At 57.1% G+C, this 17,435-nt stretch carries 16 protein-coding genes and 2 pseudogenes; 6 read left to right on the top strand and 12 right to left on the bottom strand.

Annotated elements, in window-relative coordinates:
• Positions 1–96: 96 nt before the first annotated feature.
• From GSQ88_RS15100 to GSQ88_RS15085, 4 genes and pseudogenes are all read right to left on the bottom strand, one after another.
• On the bottom strand, positions 97–570 hold the full coding sequence (locus GSQ88_RS15100; protein ID WP_159008540.1) for a YbjN domain-containing protein: 474 nt from the start codon (positions 568–570) through the stop codon (positions 97–99).
• Positions 571–1,085: 515 nt separating this feature from the next.
• Positions 1,086–1,355 (bottom strand): annotated as a pseudogene (locus GSQ88_RS36180) (FCD domain-containing protein); the annotation flags it as partial.
• Positions 1,356–1,373: 18 nt separating this feature from the next.
• Positions 1,374–1,862, bottom strand: a complete 489-nt coding sequence (locus GSQ88_RS15090; protein ID WP_159008538.1) for a GntR family transcriptional regulator — start codon at positions 1,860–1,862, stop codon at positions 1,374–1,376.
• A 1-nt stretch (position 1,863) separates the two neighbouring features.
• Positions 1,864–2,265, bottom strand: a complete 402-nt coding sequence (locus tag GSQ88_RS15085; protein WP_159008537.1) for a globin family protein — start codon at positions 2,263–2,265, stop codon at positions 1,864–1,866.
• Positions 2,266–2,786: 521 nt separating this feature from the next.
• Here GSQ88_RS15085 and GSQ88_RS15080 point away from each other — a divergent pair.
• Positions 2,787–2,939, top strand: a pseudogene (locus GSQ88_RS15080) (non-homologous end-joining DNA ligase); the annotation flags it as partial.
• A gap of 69 nt (positions 2,940–3,008) precedes the next feature.
• Here the strand turns inward: GSQ88_RS15080 and GSQ88_RS15075 are convergent.
• The 5 genes from GSQ88_RS15075 to ku form a co-directional block, all read right to left on the bottom strand.
• Positions 3,009–3,869, bottom strand: coding sequence for a L,D-transpeptidase (locus GSQ88_RS15075; RefSeq protein WP_174248024.1), 861 nt, complete (start codon positions 3,867–3,869; stop codon positions 3,009–3,011).
• Positions 3,870–4,261: 392 nt separating this feature from the next.
• Positions 4,262–4,873 (bottom strand): cell envelope biogenesis protein TolA, encoded by a 612-nt coding sequence (locus tag GSQ88_RS15070; protein WP_159008536.1) that lies wholly within the window; start codon positions 4,871–4,873, stop codon positions 4,262–4,264.
• A complete protein-coding gene (locus GSQ88_RS15065; protein WP_159008535.1) occupies positions 4,858–5,373 on the bottom strand; it encodes a metallophosphoesterase family protein in 516 nt (171 codons plus the stop codon). The genes GSQ88_RS15070 and GSQ88_RS15065 overlap by 16 nt, the downstream gene beginning before the upstream one ends.
• Complete coding sequence (locus GSQ88_RS15060; protein ID WP_159008534.1) at positions 5,370–5,870, bottom strand: NUDIX hydrolase; 501 nt, start codon at positions 5,868–5,870, stop codon at positions 5,370–5,372. Before GSQ88_RS15060 ends, GSQ88_RS15065 begins: the two co-directional genes overlap by 4 nt.
• Before the next feature lie 109 nt (positions 5,871–5,979).
• Positions 5,980–6,903 (bottom strand): non-homologous end joining protein Ku, encoded by a 924-nt coding sequence (ku, locus tag GSQ88_RS15055; protein ID WP_159008533.1) that lies wholly within the window; start codon positions 6,901–6,903, stop codon positions 5,980–5,982.
• Between the two features lie 145 nt (positions 6,904–7,048).
• Between ku and GSQ88_RS15050 the strand changes: the two genes are divergently transcribed.
• The 4 genes from GSQ88_RS15050 to dinB are packed head-to-tail and all read left to right on the top strand — an operon-like array spanning position 7,049 to position 9,772.
• Positions 7,049–7,444: a hypothetical protein gene (locus GSQ88_RS15050; protein WP_174248023.1), complete on the top strand. Its 396-nt coding sequence runs from the start codon at positions 7,049–7,051 to the stop codon at positions 7,442–7,444.
• A 46-nt stretch (positions 7,445–7,490) separates the two neighbouring features.
• On the top strand, positions 7,491–7,940 hold the full coding sequence (locus GSQ88_RS15045) for a hypothetical protein (RefSeq protein ID WP_159008531.1): 450 nt from the start codon (positions 7,491–7,493) through the stop codon (positions 7,938–7,940).
• A 3-nt stretch (positions 7,941–7,943) separates the two neighbouring features.
• Entirely contained in the window at positions 7,944–8,669 is a 726-nt protein-coding gene (locus GSQ88_RS15040; protein ID WP_159008530.1) for an SOS response-associated peptidase, read from the top strand.
• Positions 8,670–8,671: 2 nt separating this feature from the next.
• Positions 8,672–9,772, top strand: coding sequence for a DNA polymerase IV (gene dinB / locus GSQ88_RS15035; protein WP_502706735.1), 1,101 nt, complete (start codon positions 8,672–8,674; stop codon positions 9,770–9,772).
• Between the two features lie 244 nt (positions 9,773–10,016).
• Here the strand turns inward: dinB and GSQ88_RS15030 are convergent, their stop codons facing one another.
• The 3 genes from GSQ88_RS15030 to GSQ88_RS15020 are packed head-to-tail and all read right to left on the bottom strand — an operon-like array spanning position 10,017 to position 15,729.
• Positions 10,017–11,060: an FRG domain-containing protein gene (locus GSQ88_RS15030; RefSeq protein ID WP_210253817.1), complete on the bottom strand. Its 1,044-nt coding sequence runs from the start codon at positions 11,058–11,060 to the stop codon at positions 10,017–10,019.
• A gap of 44 nt (positions 11,061–11,104) precedes the next feature.
• A complete protein-coding gene (locus tag GSQ88_RS15025) occupies positions 11,105–14,596 on the bottom strand; it encodes a DUF4062 domain-containing protein (protein ID WP_159008527.1) in 3,492 nt (1,163 codons plus the stop codon).
• Positions 14,593–15,729, bottom strand: coding sequence for a hypothetical protein (locus tag GSQ88_RS15020; protein ID WP_159008526.1), 1,137 nt, complete (start codon positions 15,727–15,729; stop codon positions 14,593–14,595). The genes GSQ88_RS15025 and GSQ88_RS15020 overlap by 4 nt, the downstream gene beginning before the upstream one ends.
• Positions 15,730–16,137: 408 nt before the next feature.
• Between GSQ88_RS15020 and GSQ88_RS15015 the strand changes: the two genes are divergently transcribed.
• Positions 16,138–17,418 (top strand): SIR2 family protein, encoded by a 1,281-nt coding sequence (locus GSQ88_RS15015; protein ID WP_159008525.1) that lies wholly within the window; start codon positions 16,138–16,140, stop codon positions 17,416–17,418.
• Positions 17,419–17,435 lie beyond the last annotated feature (17 nt).

The raw sequence follows: 17,435 nt of genomic DNA, 5'->3' as shown, positions 1-17,435 counted from the left end.
CTCCCAGCCTTGGACCACCATGCTGGTGACGGGCGTCAAGTCTACGATCGATAATTGGATCATGATGATTTGCCGGACAGGTTCACGATTAGACCGTCAGTCAGCGCAGGCTACCGGCTCTCTCGGTGCCATTACCAGGACGCCACCGGCATTCGGTTCTTGCAGATAAGTGATCAACTCTCCGATCAGCCGGCCCCAGGTTGCGATCTGAACCAGAAGGAAATCAGGCGTCACACCGCCAGCGACGCTGACGTCCATACACAGCACGATCATCGTCGGCGTGCGTTGAAGGCGGCAAAAGCGGCGTTGCGCGTTCCAGTTATTGATGATGTCAAATGGAAAGTCGCCCTGAACGTGGATGGCCGCGGTGAACGCAGCATCCGCGAAGCCGTGCGCGTCTCCGGGGACCGGATTGCCGAGATGAACGGCGAAGCTCACCCCGTTTGATGTCGAACGCAGATAGGAAAGGTGGTCGACCCGATCGGTCGCCACCTCGACCTGGTAGCCGCTCTGCTGGAGCATCTGGCGCAGGCTCTCAAGCGTAAGTTTGGCAACGGCGTTATCGGACACTGCGTTCACCTTGGTGAAAGATTTCTTGGTGGCGGGTCGGCATCGCCCACATTCGCGGAGTCGGATGCTTGGCGCGCCGGCGGCCTGGTTTCGGACGTGTGCTCCGTCGATTTATGTCTGCGTCGTTTCGTCATGCCCTGCGAGGTCGGCCGGCAGGAGTCGAAAGATGTCTAATGCGACGAAAAAAGCACTCCGTTTCTTGCCGTCGAATTCCAGGTCTGGCTTGCGAGAGGACTGGAACTCAGACCGATCCCTTGCGCTTCCTATCGGAACGCTGGCTTGTGAAGACACGGTATCCGATCGCTGGCGGATCGCAGCTACTGGTGATCGAAGAAAGTACGGATCGCAACGCGTACTCCACTTTTCTCGGCCACCGGCGTATCGGCAAGTGGCCGCCTCGCGCTTTCAAACGGACGCGGTACGCGAGAACTTCCGGCAACCGTTGCGGAATCTACTCCTCGCCCGATCCGAGACCGTCCGAACGACAGGAGATTTGTCCCGCGCCGAGGCTTCCTTCAGGACAATCTTGCGACGTCTGGATCCACGTACTGTTCAAGAACAACATCGGCAACGCTTTGAATGTGATTGCCCACGAGCGCCGCAGCCCTGGGAATGTCTCTCTCTGTCACCGCTTCCATAATAGCATCGTGGTCGCTTGCCGTCCCTGCCATGTATGAGCCGGATGATAGCGTCAGACAACGGTATCGATCGAATCGGTCATACAACTGAGACCAGAATTTCAAAAACGTGGGCGAACCGCATTTCGAGATCAATGAAAAATGGAACTCGCGATGATAGGCTTCTCAGGCACCCGAGATGGGATCATCATGGCCGGCCTTTTGCGAAATTCGCGAGAATGTCTTATGTACCCGCCGGATCTCCCTGACCCAATCATCGCTGCCCAACTCGATCGACGTCTTCAGGGCGGAGACCTCAAGAAGCTTCCGCATCGCGGCTGTGTCGAGGAAGTCTTCTCTCGAAACAGGCGCGACGCGAAAACCGCGCCGACCTTCGGAGATTGCCAGGCCCACGCCGGCGAGAACCGCAAGAGCCTCGCGGACCGGCGCGACACTCGTGTCATAACAGGCCATCAGCGATTTCAGATGTAATCGCGCATTGGGCTTGAACTTCGCTGAGATAATGTCGCTTCGAAGCGCGGCTAGAACGTACGAGTTCTTCGAGAACGTCCTGGCCCGGTCAATAGCCACGCTCTTCGGTTGCAGCGAATCGGCTTCCCGAGGCAGAGCTTCAGCAGCGAACCTGATAATATCTTGCCGTGGCGTTGGAGGCATCTTAGGCTGCTTTACGCATTACGCCTGACAATGCGGCGTAGGCTTCACCCCAAGCAGCGCTATGTGATTTTGTGAAAGGCGCTCCCAGACCCGTTTCAAGCGTCCATAGGAGGGCGCTTCCGACTTTATCATAATGCTCATCACGGACGCCATAACCGACGTGGCGGACGGCCAGCTCCTTCACAGTGGGAAGAATGGTTTCAAGCCGATCTAGCGCATTCACCACCGATCCGGTGGTCATCATCAGCTTACGGCCTTGTTCTTTCATGTCCCCCTTGAACAGCGGCTTCACCTCCGGCGCGATCAAAAACAGGCGTTGGTAAAATAGTTCAGCCGCTACTTCGGAAATGGGCTTCACCCAAGCGTACGATTCTTTTACTAAATCGATGTCAGCAGGAGTCATGTCTTGGCTCACACTCCGGGTCGGATAAACTACGATAGTAAGCAGATTAGTATGGCGCGTAGCCTCGTCGCAATCCGATCCTTGCTTTCAAATCAAATCCAACAGGGGCCCCACGTGGCTACGCAGATATCTGCGGATTGTCATTAATCATCGATTGTTGTCGAGTCGAAGAATCGAATAGACCGTGATCGTGACTGCTGTGGGAAAATTCTCGGCGGCGGACTGAAGCGCATAGACGCGGCAAACACATGCTGGGCCGGCGTTAATCTGGCGATGAACTCCGACACCGGCGGAATTCCGCGAGCTCGCCTTTTTGTCGAGCGGACCGCGGAAATGGCGGTTACGGGCCTCGTCAACCTACTAAAGGCTGTGTCGCGGCTCCGAATATTGACCCCTTTCGGCGTCCAACATTGACCCCAGTGAAGCAGAAAATTCCAAAATGGGTTTCGACACTTACGGCGCACTACGCGGGGTCAACCTTGGGCGCCGATTGGGGGTCAAAAGCCACGCCGATCCGCACCTTTGATCTCATGTTCGAGAACGCAGTGGACTTGCGCAAGAAGCCTCTCCTCGAGCGCAAGAAGCGGCTGAAGGCGATTCTGCCGCGCGACAAGCTGATCGCCATCAGCGCTCACCGCAAAGGCGACGGCACGAAATTCTTCGCCGAGGCAGAGCTGACTTGGAAGCGACGACTTGAATTGCCTCCTTGTCCTCAGGTGCAGATCGAGGACAGGAGGACTGAGCTACTGGACCTCCGCGATCTTCGGTCCAGATGACAGCATCTGCGCGTTAGTTGCCGAGGGCCGGTTCGACGGCGATGCCGGGTCCGGCGATCGGAAAGCGGCGTCTGGCGGCGCTCCCTGGGATGGTCGACGGGCAGCGGTTGCCGGAAGCACGATCACTTTCGCTCCGACTTTCACCCGCTCATAAAGGTCCACGACGTCCTCATTGGTCAGCCGGATACAGCCGGACGAAACCCGCTTCCCGATCGTCTCGGGCTTGTTGGTGCCGTGAATTCTAAATTCGGTCTCGCCTAGATACATCGCCCGAGCGCCGAGCGGGTTGCCGGGGCCGCCTGCCATAAAGCGCGGCAGATAAGGCTGACGCGAGACCATTTCCACAGGCGGATGCCAATCCGGCCATTCTGCTTTACGAGCCACGGTCTGCTGGCCTGACCATGCGAAACCTTCGCGGCCAACGCCGATGCCGTAGCGCATCGCCTGCGTGTCGTTCAGAACGAAATAAAGAAATGTGTTTCCGGTATCGATGATCACGGTGCCCGGCGTCTGGTGGCTGGCGTAGTCGACCACCTGCCGAACAAATGCTCCGGGACCGTCAGCGGCTTTTGGTGGTTCGACCAGAGGCGCCGGGGCCAGAATCGGAGCCGGAGCTGGCGCTGATGCATGAACCGGAGTTGACACGTATACCGGAGTTGACGATGCCTGGGCCTGGGGTGCAGACGGTTTTCGTATCGGTTGCACGCTCGCCGGGCGAAACAGCAAGCTGTACCCCAATGCGGCGACGGCCACGGCGCCAATTGCAACTCTCCCGACCATTGGGAGTGCGAGCGTGTCTGCCATTCCACGTTTGGCCCGCTTACTCATATCTCTCTCCAAGTCACAATGCCCTGAAGAGGTACCCAGCAAAATTTAAGAAACTTCGAAGCGATGTCGCCCAGACTGGAACCGTTGGCGATGGTTAACGCCGAACTCTTGTTCGGCACTATAATAGTTGGGAGTTCCGCTTGATATTTAGCCAGCGACGTGGACAACGCACATCGCCGAACGAGCGAGGTCTGAATCGCCCAGCGGAGCGGACACGCCTCCACTCTTTCGTTAACGTCGCCTTTGGGTAAATCGCTACACGAGCGACAGAGCGGCAAGTCCGGCCACGTCAGCTATGCCGCCGAAAGCGGAAGCAGAGCGTAGCCGCTCCTTCGTAGGCCAATGCGGGCTGATGGCGCTGCTCGTGGGTGCCGCCGACTAAGAACCGTTGACTAACCCGCGCGCCGCAGCGCGGCTTCCAATCGCTCCTTCTCCTTATTCCAGCGGGCTTTTTCGGCCTGCGATCTCTTCTCGAGAGCCTCGATCTCGGGCTGGATGGCGGCCGCCCGCTTCGCATGCTCCTGCTCGGCCTTGTTCAATGCAGCCTGTGCCTTGTCGACTGCCTGTTGACGGCGTTCACGGTCCTTCTGCCTGGCGGCCTCTTCGCCCGCCCATTCGCGCTCTCGCCGCTTTTGCTCCTTTTCGAAGGCGAGAGCGGCCTTTCGCTCCGCCGCCTTGTCGATGGGGCGAGAGGAAGGCTGCTTTGCTGTTCTGCCTTTCGACTTGCGGGCGGCCTTCGTTGGCCTGGGGCCGCCAAGATCGGTGGGCAGCTCAGCATGTTCGCCGAAGGATCCGGCGGATCCGACGGGGCGCCTGAGAACAATGCCCGGTTTCGCCATGGCCGCGGCGATGACGTCCGGATCGTCACTTTCCCTCGCCGCGCCCTGGTGGAAGAGATTGCTGTCCGCCCCCCACGCTTCCAGAGCCGCTTTCATCGACGGAGCCGCAATCGCCAGATCGAAGAAGCCCAGCGAAGTCTGATAGGTTTTCAGTTTTCTGGCCATCGGCCTGATCCGCCCCCCCGATCGATCGTCAACGTCGCGCACCCTCCAAGGTCGTGGATTTCCGGTCGTATGCCCTCAGGCGTGACTTCGAGCGTCGCAAACGTGATCGGCAGCTTGAAGCGCCGCCGTCCCGCGCTGCCGGGATTCAGGTAGAGAACGCCGCCGATCGTGTCGATCTTCGGTACGTGGGAATGTCCGGAGACGATCACGTCGATGCCGGCGCCGGGATCAACCTGCAGCGTCTTCAGGTCGTGCAGAACGTAGATCGACTTTCCCGCCAAGCGCACGAGTTCCGTGTCGGGGTATTCGAGGGCCCACTCACCAGTGTCCACGTTTCCACGGATGGCGGTAACGGGCGCGATCCGGCGAAGCGCGTCGACGATCTCGGGGCGCCCAATATCGCCGGCGTGAATGATGTGATCGACGCCCATCAGGCGTCGTTCCGCCTCGGGCCTCAACAGGCCGTGCGTGTCCGAAATGATTCCAATCCTGTACATCATTTTCCGGCGCTCTCACCCGCGATCGCCAAAAGACGATCGAGAAGCTCCAATTGTCCGGACAGCATCTTCGTTCGTGCGAACTCGATATCGAACCATTCCGCGCGGTCGACTTCAGGAAAGTTCTGTCGCCGGCCGCTTCGGGGCGGCCATTCGATATCGAACGTATTGCTCGCCAATGCCGCCGAGTCAAAATGGCCCTCTCCGGCGAATGCGATGACGCGTTTGCCTCCTCTCTGGCGAACCTCTCCTAAGGCCTGCAGCCGACCAATTGAGGCGCTGCCGAGTTCCTCGGCAAACTCACGCCGCGCGGCCTGCTCTGGATCTTCCCCGGCATTGATTTCGCCCTTCGGGATCGACCAAGCGCCATCGTCCTTGTTGCGCCAGAACGGGCCGCCGGGGTGAACGAGCAGAACCTCGAGCCCGCGAGCGCCTTTCCGGTAAGCCAGAATGCCCGCGCTCAATGTCGATCGCTTGGAGGTCGTTGTCAGCGCTGCCATATCGCTCCTATTTTGCAACGCAAATCGAGGCCGAGTAACGACGCAGGATCTGAGGCGCGACGACGTTTGGCTAGCGACCGTCCGGCGTCACCGGATGCTTCACGATACGCTAGGCTGACTTCCGCTGAGGTTTGGCCGTTGGCTTCTTCGCCGCGGCCTCCTTCGCTGGTTTCTTGCCGGCGATCGGCATCAGCATTTCCTTCTGACCACTGGCGACCTTGCGCGGCTTCTTCGCCGTATTCGAATCTTTGGCCGGTTCAGCGGCGCCGATGCTCTTGCGCAGCGCGTCCATCAGGTCCACGACGTTCTCGCCGCGGGGACGCGCTTTCGCGGCAATGGGTTTGCCGGCGCGCTTCTGGTTGATGAGATCGATCAGGGCGGTTTCGTACTGGTCTTCGAACTTGTCCGGCTCGAAATGGCCCGCCTTCTGGTTGACGATGTGCCTGGCGAGATCGAGCATATCCTTGGTGACTTTGACGTCCTGTATCTCGTCGAAATACTCATCCACGGAACGGACTTCGTAGGGATAGCGCAGCAGCGTTCCCATCAATCCCTTGTCCATGGGCTCCAGCGCGATGATGTGCTCACGGTTGGTCAGCACCACGCGTCCGATGGCGACCTTGTTCAGCTCTCGGATGGTTTCGCGGATGACCGCGAAGGCGTCGTGGCCCACCTTTCCGTCCGGCACCAGGTAGTAGGGACGGATCAGGTACCTCGGATCAATCTCGTTACGGTCGACGAACTCGTCGATCTCGATGGTTCGCGTGGATTCCAGCGCGACGTTCTCAAGCTCCTCCTTCGTCACCTCGATGAAGGTATCGGTGTCGACCTTGTAGCCCTTGACGATGTCCTCGTTGGCGACCTCCTCGCCAGTATCGGCGTCCACCTTCGCATACTTGATGCGGTGGCCGGTCTTCCGGTTGAGCTGGTTGAAGGAGACTTTTTCGGATTCCGACGTGGCCGGATAGAGCGCTACCGGACAGGTGACGAGGGAAAGGCGCAGGAAGCCTTTCCAGTTCGCGCGGGGGGCCATGACGGGGGAACTCCACTACTGATGTTGGATTCAAGACGAATGGCCCGGCTTGGTTCCGACATCGCGACCCTTCCAACAGGAGGATTTTTTCACGGAACGGGCTCGATCGGACTCGACTTTTGTTCTCTTTATGTTCTAATTCGGAATGTCCGACCGACCCGCGAGCTGGCGCATGCCGACCCCAAAACAGATGGAAAAGCTGGCCGCTGAAGCCGCCCGCAGGCCGGGCCCCTCCGCTGCGGCTCCGGATGCTCCCCTCCCGGCCGAATACTGGGAATCGGTACTCAAAGACCCTCGCGCCAACGCGACGGAGGTCCAGATTCGGCAGCGACGTCTCTCGGAAATTCAGCGCCACGTCCTGCGCGTCTCCTGCCGTCGCTGCGAGCGGACCGTGGAAATCCAGACCGCCGATGCAGTCCGATTGTATGGCGGCAACGCGGTCTGGAAGGACGTCGCGCAGCGGCTACTCGACAACACCTGCCAGCAGCGCACCGGCAGGCATGAAGAAGACGGGTGCTGGCCGGCGTTCGAGACGCCGTAGTCCGCTCAGGATCGCCGATCCGATTTCTTTGCGCCTGGATGACCGGATGGCCCCGAAGTATCACCCTACGCCCCTGTCGGGCGGCGACCGCAAGGCTCTGGCGAAAGAACTCGGCAAGGCACGCGCGATGGCCAATATCCTGGCCGCCCAATCGGTGGAGATGCGGGCTAAGGGCGAGGCAATGATCCAGCAAGCTGACAGGCTCCTTTGCGAAAGCTGGAATGAGCGGATGTGGAGCGACGGCGAACCGATCGATCCGTCGCCCACCATCGACCAGGCCGTGAATGGAGGCTTCCCCTGGCTGGAGATCAGGTGCGCGCGCTGCAAGATGCCGAGCGACGTCGACCTCGCGGCGATGAAGCACCCGCCGACCACCTTCGTGCACGATCTCGCCAGCCGGCTGCGCTGCCGCAAATGCGCCAAGGCGGGCCGGCGGCCTTCCGCGACTCTGCTACAATTAGCTTGGCAGCCTCGCCACCCTCGAACCGAAACCTGACCGATGTGCAATCTCTATTCGATCACGACAAACCAGGCCGCGATCATCGCGCTGTTTCGCGTCGTGAACCGATACGTTGGCAATCTGGCGCCGATGCCGGGGGTGTTTCCTGATTACAAGGCACCGATCGTGCGCAACGGAGCCGAGGGCCGCGAGCTCGCCACAGCGCGGTGGGGGATGCCATCGTCGTCAAAGGCGCTGATGGACGCCACCAAGAAACGGGCCGAAAAGCTGCAGGCCAAAGGCAAGCCGGTCGATTTCAAGGAACTGCTGCGGCTGGAGCCGGATGGCGGCACCACTAACATTCGCAACGTGAAGAGCAAACACTGGACACGATGGCTGGGAGCCGAAAGCCGCTGCGTGGTGCCGTTCAACTCCTTCAGCGAGTTCAACAAGGCCGAGGGCGGCGACATCTGGTTCGCGCTCGATGAGACCCGTCCCCTCGCCTGTTTCGCCGGCATCTGGACCAACTGGACATCCGTCCGGAAGATCAAGGAAGGCGAGACGACCAACGATCTCTACGCTTTTCTCACAACGGAGCCGAACGCCGAGGTTGGCGCCATCCACCCCAAGGCGATGCCGGTGATCCTGACAACGCCGGAAGAAGTCGAGACTTGGATGAGCGCTCCTCCCGATGAGGCCTTGAAGCTGCAGCGGCCGCTTACCGACGGCACGCTCCAGATTGTCGCCCGCGGCATCAAGGAAGATACGGCCGGGCTAGCCACGTGACCATCGAGGACGATGACGACCAGGCAGCTTCCCCGGGCCGTCAACGCAAGATCATCCACATCGACATGGACGCCTTCTATGCATCCGTCGAGCAGCGGGACAATCCGGATATCCGCGGCAAGCCGGTCGCCGTCGGCGGATCCCGGGAGCGCGGCGTCGTAGCGGCGGCCAGCTACGAAGCGCGCAAGTTCGGCGTCAGGTCGGCCATGCCGTCGGTTACCGCGAAGCGGCAATGCCCCGATCTGATCTTCGTCAAGCCCCGCTTCGAGGTCTACAAGGCGGTCTCCCTGCAAATCCGTGAAATCTTCGCAGAGCACACACCGATCATCGAGCCACTGTCGCTCGACGAGGCCTACCTCGACGTGACCGAAAATCTGCAAAGCATTCCATTTGCGCGGGACGTCGCATTGGCGATCCGTGCGAAGATCAAGGAGGTGACCGGTCTCAACGCTTCGGCCGGCATCTCCTACAACAAGTTTCTGGCCAAGCTCGCCTCCGACCACCGCAAGCCTAACGGCCAGTATGTCATCACGCCGGAAATGGGGCCGGCGTTCGTAGAAAACCTGCCGGTCGGCAAGTTTCATGGAAACGGGCCGGCGACCAGCGCCAAGATGAACTCGCTCGGTCTCAACACCGGCCTCGACATCCGCAATCAGTCGCTCGAATTCATGCAGACCAACTTCGGGAAGGCCGGAGGCTACTACTATTGGATCTCGCGGGGCGTCGACAACCGTGAGGTTCGCGCCGACCGGATCCGCAAATCTGTGGGCGCCGAAAACACGTTCTCCACCGACCTCACCGACTTCGACGCCATGGTCGTCGAACTTGAGGCCCTCATCGACAAGGTCTGGCGATACTGCGAAGGTACCGGCAATCACGGGCGGACGGTGACGTTGAAGGTCAAGTTCAACGACTTCGAGATCATCACGCGCAGTAGATCTGTGCCCGTCGCGGTTTCGAGCCGCAGCGATCTAGAACGCCTATCGGTCGCTTTACTGCAGAACGAGATCCCGGTCCCTAAGCCGGTCCGGCTTCTGGGCGTCTCGCTATCGGCGCTGCAGCATATCGATGACGCGGAATCACAGCTCGCGCTGCCGATGTAATCACGTCACGTCGCTCCCTTTTCAGGTCGATCGATGGGCTCGATCTGTTCCGATGGGATCTTCGATCGGGCGGCTTCCAGGTCGAAACACTCAGCGCGATCGACTACTCGCTATCTCCGATTCTCGGAAACTGCCCAGAAACTCCAGGGCGTTGCACGAAATGTTGGACGTTTTTGTTGGACGAAATTATCGTGTTTAGGGCAATTTTTGCCAGGCTGCATATCAACTCTCTCATTGGATACAGCTATCGCGCCCACCTATACTCGACCACGTTCTTAAGGTCCTCAGGATATTTGTCTTTCAGCTGGAGTAATTTTCCGTAGAAGCGGTCTTCCTGCGTGTTCGGGAACATGTACTCTGGGGTCAATCTCGCCTCATATTCAAAATTCGGATCAAGTTGGATAATGCAGTTAAGGTCGGTGATGGCGATGTTCCGTTCCTCCTGAAGAAATAGGGGTAACGCACAGGTCTGCCGGAGAATGCGTTCTGGCGGATAAGTCTTGAAAAGATCGAACTCACGGATCAAGTATTGGGTTTGCCTCACCGTGGGATTGGTAAAACGGAAACAATAAATCACACCATTATGCTCGCCACGTTCCACTTTCTCATAATAAGCGCGGTCGTATTGGTCCCATTTCATTTTATGTGTAGCAAAGAAGATCGCTGTCTCGATCTCGAACGTGAGGTCTAATCCAGCGGTCTGCGTGGCGTAATGCTGCTCTGTGCGCATGGTATCATAGGCGTAGTGGCTAGCTGCCCACGCAGCCGGATTGTTTGGCTCCAGATGGCGTAAAAAATGCCGAAATGATCGGCGTTCGATAGGCGGCGTCCGGAAGGAGTAGACTTCGCTTGTCTGCCGGTAGATGCCGGCCGTGACCGAAATCTCCCTCCCCTCTGCCCCCGCGCGAACAGGATTAGGAATCCGCCGCTGAAACGTATAGCTGCGCGGCTGGCCCCTGTACGAGAAGGCACCATCTTCAATGTAATGAGCCCTCCGCGGATCGGCGAGACTGGCTTTTATGTCATCGATCGACTTCACATGGAGGATCACAAAGGGCGGCAGCTCCGGAAATGTAAACTCCCCCTTCACATATTGAACGAATTCTTCAATCGGAAAACTGCTAGAAAATTGCTTGTTGCCATACATCATGTCACTGACGGTCGTCCACGTCGTGCCGCTGAATGGATTGGCCCATGTCCTTAGGAAATAACCTGAGTCCAGCACGCGCTCGATGAGTTCCGGAGCCAGTGCGAGCTCTTCGAGCGCCCTCTTCAATGTCTCCTGCATAGTTTCTAGACCGTCATTCACCATGAAAATTGCTCACACTGAAACTATTGGATGGTCTTTTTCATTATCGAGGAAATTTTTGGTCGAAGGACTTCCACTTCGATATCGCCACCGAGAGCAACAGCCAACACCGCCCGCAAAATATCCGCATACATAAATTGCAGGTCGGTCGCTTTCATTGGATCGCCCTGGCATCGCTCCTGCAGGTCTTCACGACAAGCAATGAACAGCTCACTTGGGCCACCTGACTGTGATGGATCGAACATTGCAATCATTACGGGCCCTTGAGGCCCGTTACCTTCAAGCATAGTCCGGATATCCGCCGGTGCGCCGGCTGCATCTACGATGGAACAGCGTACAGAAATCCCACTCATCATTGGGCTTGAAAGAAACATCCCATCAATATCTCTTCGGAAGGCACTAAAAAAACAAGTTAAAGCCGTTGAGCAAAAACGTGTTGCTGGAGTTCCATCAATATCATCAAGGACAACCAAAATCTTATTCTCTGGCCCGAGCGTTAGAGTCGTTTGAAGGTGGTTGTCGACGGAATGAAACCCGATTGACTTTGACTTGCCTAGGGTCAACTCAGTTAGTGCCGCGAGTTGGGTAAGTGATAAGTTTCGTGCCCGCGTGTGTGCCAAGAATGCGGATAATAAAAATGCCATGCGGCCATCGTCGGGCGGCGACTTTTCGTCGAGCGCAAGGGTCAATAATCGGAGCCATAAGCCCACTTCCAACGTCTCGGCCACGATGGTCTGGCTAATCTTGAGCGCAATGCGCGCGTAAGCGCCGATCACCTCAGGATGCCCACGCATCACGCTTTGCTCAATTAGCGCGATAAGGATAATCCAAGGATCGCTGTCAGACGGCGGGACGCCTTCCGGTAACGCGTTGAGCATCGTACTCATCGCCTCAAGAGGCTGGTCGATATTGCAGTTGCGAGCGAGAAAGTGAAGCAAATGAAGCGCGCGACGTTCGTCGAATGCAAAGAAGAGCTTCGTCGACTCTGCAAAGTCCGCCAGCGCCTCGGCCTTTCTGCCCAACCCTAAGCGTGCATCACCACGACTATCGAATGCTTCTGCGACCTGTACTTCCGCAATGCTCCCGCGCAGTAATCCTATTACATGTGTTGCAAAAATCTCTGCCTCGCGGTAGAGTTTTGGCCTCAAGTAAGGCGCACCTTCTTCGGCTTGCTCAACGAGCACGCTCGCCGCTAGCCGAGACGCAAGCCCATCAATTTCCTTGCGGTCGATGGACTGCGCTTCCTTTCCACATTCTCGGAATGCCTCAAGCGCTCCGTTGAGATCGCCTTTCTCTCGCAAAGCATTGCCGAGGCCAATCCGGTTAAGGGCCGTAACATAGGGATCCGCTAGTTCTTTACCGATATCTATGGCTTCTTGTGCTGCAGCCGCCGCCTCACCAAGGCGGCCGTCAAGTCGGTAACGACGGGCGAGGATGTTGCACATCCACGCTCGTTCGCGCTTTTCGTTGCGGTATTCCGCGCCATCTTCGAGCGATTGCAGCAGGCGTTCTGCCTCTATCTGGCCGCCGTCGCGCATATTCAGCGATGAAATGAGATTCCGCGAGGCGATATAGATACCATAATTGTCGCCTATCTCCTGAAACGCTTCAAGCGCCTCGCGTAGCACCGGAACGGAGTTCTCGTGGTCACCTATCGATATTAGAATTGACCCTTCTTCGGCGGCAAGCCGAGCGCTGTCAGAAATCCGCCCAGCTTCTGTATAACGTCGACGAACTGCCTGTAGCGCCTCTAAATCCTCGGGACGCAATTCATGTCTTACGCGCCGGATGAGCTTTTGGTCGGCAACCGATTGAATGAAATCCGCATCACCGATCTCATTGGCAATGTGGTCTGCCTGGTCTAGCGAGGCGCTCGCGTCGGCAGTCATGCCAACGACATCCTGAGCCTGTGAAAGTGCTATCAACGCGACAGCGAGGTTCAATCGTTCGCCGCTCGCTTGCTTACTATCGGCAATGAATTGCAGCGGCGGGATGGCAAGACCGAAGCGGCCCTCTCGGGTCGCTTGGAACGCGGCGCGATACGCAACCCGTATGGCGCGGGGCCTGTCAAAGGATCGGTATAGGTTGAATGCCGCTAAATAGCGTTTTGTTTTGAAGAAGAACTGAGCCAGCCGCTGTGAAACAAACCGTTCCAATGCGGGTCGTCGGGCCAGCGAGAGGCGGAGCTCCCGTGAGATCTCTTCGTGAACCAGCCGAAAACCTAGGCCGTCGTCAACGAGCAGAAAGGAAAGGCTGGCTAAATTGCCGTCCACAGTGACGGCATTTTCGCCCGCTGATGACAGTTCAATCAAATCGTTGAGCGTAAGCGGCTCTGGACTAGCGACGACCAGAGCGAGAAGTTCGCGTGTGACCGGGCTTACATTGACTTCACCAGTCTCATCGAAGACGAGATATTGCGGCGACTGCTGCGCCGCGGCTTCTCGGCGAATTGCCAAGGGCAATGCACCCGCTATAGTTCTAGCTGCGACGGTTCCACGAATGGCGCCTGGGAGCTGGCCGATGATTTCCGCCGCTTCGGCGCTTGTCAGTCCAGGAACGCTCACGCTGTCGCTGCCGGGCGCGCCATCTACCGTTCGCGTTCCAATGATCACGTGTGCGCTCTCATCGGCATTGCCGAGGCCGGCAATCACGCGCGTTAGCTCCGGGATGTCCGCCGGATCGTCGATGACCAGCGGCCATTTCGCGCCCTTGTGCCACGTGGCTCGGAGCGCTTGGCTTGCGTCTTCGAGTGTGATTGCATCAGATGCGATAGAAGACCCAGATAGCGCAGCAACGATAGCTTGCAGTAAGTGACGCAGCGAGAGACCGCGCGCATTGACATAAGCTGAGCGGCGTCTGATGGACCATTGTGCGAGCAACACGGTCTTGCCCGCGCCGGGTGCGCCAACCAGCCAAGTGAGCGATTTCTGCGCAACGAGAGTGTCTATTTGCTGCTCCAGAACGGGGCGCCCGAGCGCTGTCGTGCCCGTTGGCATGGTGCCCGTAAGAACAGCAGATGGGTCGGTCAATCGCTCCGCCCGAGGGGTTATGCGATCGAAATAAGCCGCACCGAGAACAGAGGTAATATCCGAACTGATTTGATCTTGAAGATCGATTTCGGTCCGGTAGCTGTGGGTTGTGACAAAAGTACGCGCCTCTTCGATTAGCGCAGCCAACCGTGTATCACGATTTAAGGCATCAGTTTTGATGTATAGCAAAATGTCCATGTCGCGCGCGCGCGCAATACGGAATTCATCCTCAATCCCTGATATCGCGATGGCTGGATCAACATAGCCGTAGCTTTCCTTCCAGATGATTACGCAGATTTGAGAGCGCGAGAGCCCTTCAAGATAAGTGATGCGCGCGGGGTGCGGTCGCGCACCCGTTGTCTCAAATAGCACCGAATCACACTTGATCGCCTCTATAGCTTTACGTGCCGCCAGACGTTCGGACGCGCATTCTCCGATCGTCGAGCTAACAAAGACCGTGACTCTTGGTGACGGCCACGAAGTCATACGGCTGTACCGGGGTCCGTGAGGTAGCCGAGCTTCTTCAACTCTTCTTCGCATTCGGGCAAAGTTGCGGGTGCCATTGCTCCGAGGCGCTTTAGAAGTACTCGCGAATCCCGCAATACCTGCTGGACGATGGACTCGCGATCATCAGCGATCGATGCCCAATTCGGGCTGTCCAACTCAACGAAGCTTTCTATCGCTTTATAGCGGTCATTAGCGTTTTGGAACCGCGCCCGCTGTGACGAGCTGGCGAGTGACCACAAACGTTGGTTGATCAGCGCCTGTTCAAGTTGCCAACGTGCGATGCCATCAGCTGCGAAAGCATCGAGTTTCGCTTGTAACGGCTCAGACGTGCGCAGCATGTGCATGGTCACCGGCATCAAAGCCAAAAGGCGCCGCTCCCGCGCGCGCCATACCGACGCAGCACTTTTCGTCTGGGTGTCGAGATCTTCCGGTGTATCCCTTAGAGATTCGTTCCCGGCGTTGACAACGCTCACAAGACCGGAGAAGCGCGGTACCTCTTCCGGCGTTTTGTATACCGGCAGATGGAGCAGTAAAAGGTCAGGACAACCTGCAATGGGTTTCAGGTCATTTGGACGCGGTCCGCCGGGGCGCGGCATCCCGTCGCCCGTATAGTGCATGCCTCCCAAGATTACGGGAGCAATTGGGTGTTTAGCGTGCATCGCCAAATCGTCGAGAAATGCTTGGCGAGTATCGATGGTCTTTATGTAAGTGATTCCCCAGTATATCGGGGTAGCTAGTCGGTCGACCCCAACGGTACGCCACATCGCGTGCTGATAATCCGGCGCAAAACTGATATAATAACCGAGGGCAGAATAAAGAATTTCGACGTTCAATGCGTCAGGGCCTGTCGCATCCATCCATGCCTTGAATTGGACGAAAGCTTTTGTGAGAAGTTCAGGTTTTTTTGCAACGAGGCTAACGAATGGAATGACCGAGCCAACTTGTTCGTTCAGCACGTCTCCATAAGCACATGCAATGACATCTGCTGCCCGCAAGTTATCGTTAAAATCGGGGGCCGTCATAACCGCGCTAGGACGATCGATACCATAATCGGCACCTGGCATTTCCGGTGCCTTTTGCTTTCCTCCTTTGTTTGATTTCTTTTTAGTCATCTCAAGCAACTCGCGGGCATGAACGATTTTTTTTGGGCGCCGATGCCTGCCCTGAGATTTACCCGGGGATTCGCCGAACCTTCGTTTTCGTGCGTTTGTCTCAGCCACCCAGCAGCTATTAGACGTGGTGACATCGCAGATGGCAATTAGAGATGGGGAAAAAGCAACCTTGGAGCTTGGTCATGACCCCACCTGCTCTTGCGCGGTCGCTCGGCTTTCAGTTTATCCCGCCTCAGCTAGGGTCTATCGCTCATTGGCTCCGACACCGTTATCGTCCCAGAGAGATAATCGTAATCAAATCAGCCATTTAGGCTATCTTTATTTTGGCACACCGACACCTGACAAGTTCCCAATAGCGGTGGTTGCGTTGCCCCAAACGTTCTAGTGTGTCTACGGGGAGAACGGTTCATGCCATTTTGGGATGATAAGACAGCGTCAACAGCACTCTTGCGCTTGTTTGAACCTACGCAGGGTTGGCGAGCGCACGATGACGTAACTGACGGTGAAGGACGCACGACCGCCCAGGGAGCTTGCCGTTCAGTCGAACTTGCGCTTCATAATGCTTTGAACGCGAGCAACCTTCTTGTCCTGACAGGTGCGGGATCATCTTATTGCGCCAAAACTCACAATGGTCAGAGCGCACCTTCGATGGCGGCGCTCTGGGACGCTGTGGAAGCAGCCGCAACAACGGAAACGTTCAACGAGATCGTTTCCCTAATTCCGAACGCAGCCACCCTGAACAAAAATATCGAAAAGCTCCTGACACTCTGCAAGCTCTATTCGACACTGTTCAATGATGCGACCGCAGCAAAGATTGCTGCTTTCGTTGATGTCGCCGAAAAAGCAATCCTCAAGCGGGTCGACTTCGTGACTGCGTCGACGGAGCTTGGAAGTCATCGGAACTTAATAAGGAAGATAGCGCGCCGAAGCGTGAGAAAGCCGCGCGCTAAAATATTCACAACCAATTACGATCTTTGTTTTGAAGCCGCTGCCCGCGAGCAGCAGTTTGTAGTCATAGATGGATTTTCACACTCCATACCGCAGACATACGATAGAGCGCATTTCAGCTACGATATCGTTCGCAGAGAAAACGACACCGATCCACCCGATTACATCGAAAGCGTCTTTCACCTTTATAAACTTCACGGTTCCATCGACTGGAGACGGAAGCAGCAGACTATTCTTCGCTCTACCGATCCCTCCATCGGAAGTCCGGTTCTAATTTACCCGCGAGATAGCAAGTTCCAAGAGGCCTTCGATGCGCCTTATCTAGACATGATGGGAGCATTTCAATCGGCACTACGGGAGCCAGACACTGCGATCATTATCTCCGGGTTTGGATTTAACGACGATCATCTGGCAATGCCGGTCATGGCTGCGATCGAAGCGAACATGTCTTTAAGAGTTATCGTTTGCGACGTTTCATTCCTCGCAGACAGCGCACTCGAAGGAGTTCCTCCGCCACACGTCGCTCCGTTGACTTCGCCGATGCGTACGGTTGGTAATCAATATTTTGAAAAGCTAAAGAATTTGGTAGCGATAGGCGACCAACGAATAATGCTTCTCAACGGTCGCTTCGAGGATATGGCCCACGCCCTGCCGGATTTAGTCGCGCAAACCGAGCGTGAGCGCCATCTTGATCGCATGCAAAGGTTACGCGAAGTATCGGGGGAAGGCCCTCCCGCATGACGAAGCACAGCCTCGTT

Source organism: Bradyrhizobium sp. S69 (assembly GCF_009766005.1).
Classification (GTDB): domain Bacteria; phylum Pseudomonadota; class Alphaproteobacteria; order Rhizobiales; family Xanthobacteraceae; genus Bradyrhizobium.
Note: the sequence above shows the minus strand (reverse complement) of the source record. Positions and strands in the feature narration are given on the sequence as shown.

What these genes read in the sequence shown, in the direction of transcription:
- GSQ88_RS15090 (WP_159008538.1), bottom strand. Translation starts at nt 1,862, where the DNA reads ATGCCTCCAACGCCACGGCAAGATATTATCAGGTTCGCTGCTGAAGCT.
- GSQ88_RS15085 (WP_159008537.1), bottom strand. Translation starts at nt 2,265, where the DNA reads ATGACTCCTGCTGACATCGATTTAGTAAAAGAATCGTACGCTTGGGTG.
- GSQ88_RS15075 (WP_174248024.1), bottom strand. Translation starts at nt 3,869, where the DNA reads ATGAGTAAGCGGGCCAAACGTGGAATGGCAGACACGCTCGCACTCCCA.
- GSQ88_RS15070 (WP_159008536.1), bottom strand. Translation starts at nt 4,873, where the DNA reads ATGGCCAGAAAACTGAAAACCTATCAGACTTCGCTGGGCTTCTTCGAT.
- GSQ88_RS15065 (WP_159008535.1), bottom strand. Translation starts at nt 5,373, where the DNA reads ATGATGTACAGGATTGGAATCATTTCGGACACGCACGGCCTGTTGAGG.
- GSQ88_RS15060 (WP_159008534.1), bottom strand. Translation starts at nt 5,870, where the DNA reads ATGGCAGCGCTGACAACGACCTCCAAGCGATCGACATTGAGCGCGGGC.
- ku (WP_159008533.1), bottom strand. Translation starts at nt 6,903, where the DNA reads ATGGCCCCCCGCGCGAACTGGAAAGGCTTCCTGCGCCTTTCCCTCGTC.
- GSQ88_RS15050 (WP_174248023.1), top strand. Translation starts at nt 7,049, where the DNA reads ATGTCCGACCGACCCGCGAGCTGGCGCATGCCGACCCCAAAACAGATG.
- GSQ88_RS15045 (WP_159008531.1), top strand. Translation starts at nt 7,491, where the DNA reads ATGGCCCCGAAGTATCACCCTACGCCCCTGTCGGGCGGCGACCGCAAG.
- GSQ88_RS15040 (WP_159008530.1), top strand. Translation starts at nt 7,944, where the DNA reads ATGTGCAATCTCTATTCGATCACGACAAACCAGGCCGCGATCATCGCG.
- GSQ88_RS15030 (WP_210253817.1), bottom strand. Translation starts at nt 11,060, where the DNA reads ATGCAGGAGACATTGAAGAGGGCGCTCGAAGAGCTCGCACTGGCTCCG.
- GSQ88_RS15025 (WP_159008527.1), bottom strand. Translation starts at nt 14,596, where the DNA reads ATGACTTCGTGGCCGTCACCAAGAGTCACGGTCTTTGTTAGCTCGACG.
- GSQ88_RS15020 (WP_159008526.1), bottom strand. Translation starts at nt 15,729, where the DNA reads ATGACTAAAAAGAAATCAAACAAAGGAGGAAAGCAAAAGGCACCGGAA.
- GSQ88_RS15015 (WP_159008525.1), top strand. Translation starts at nt 16,138, where the DNA reads ATGCCATTTTGGGATGATAAGACAGCGTCAACAGCACTCTTGCGCTTG.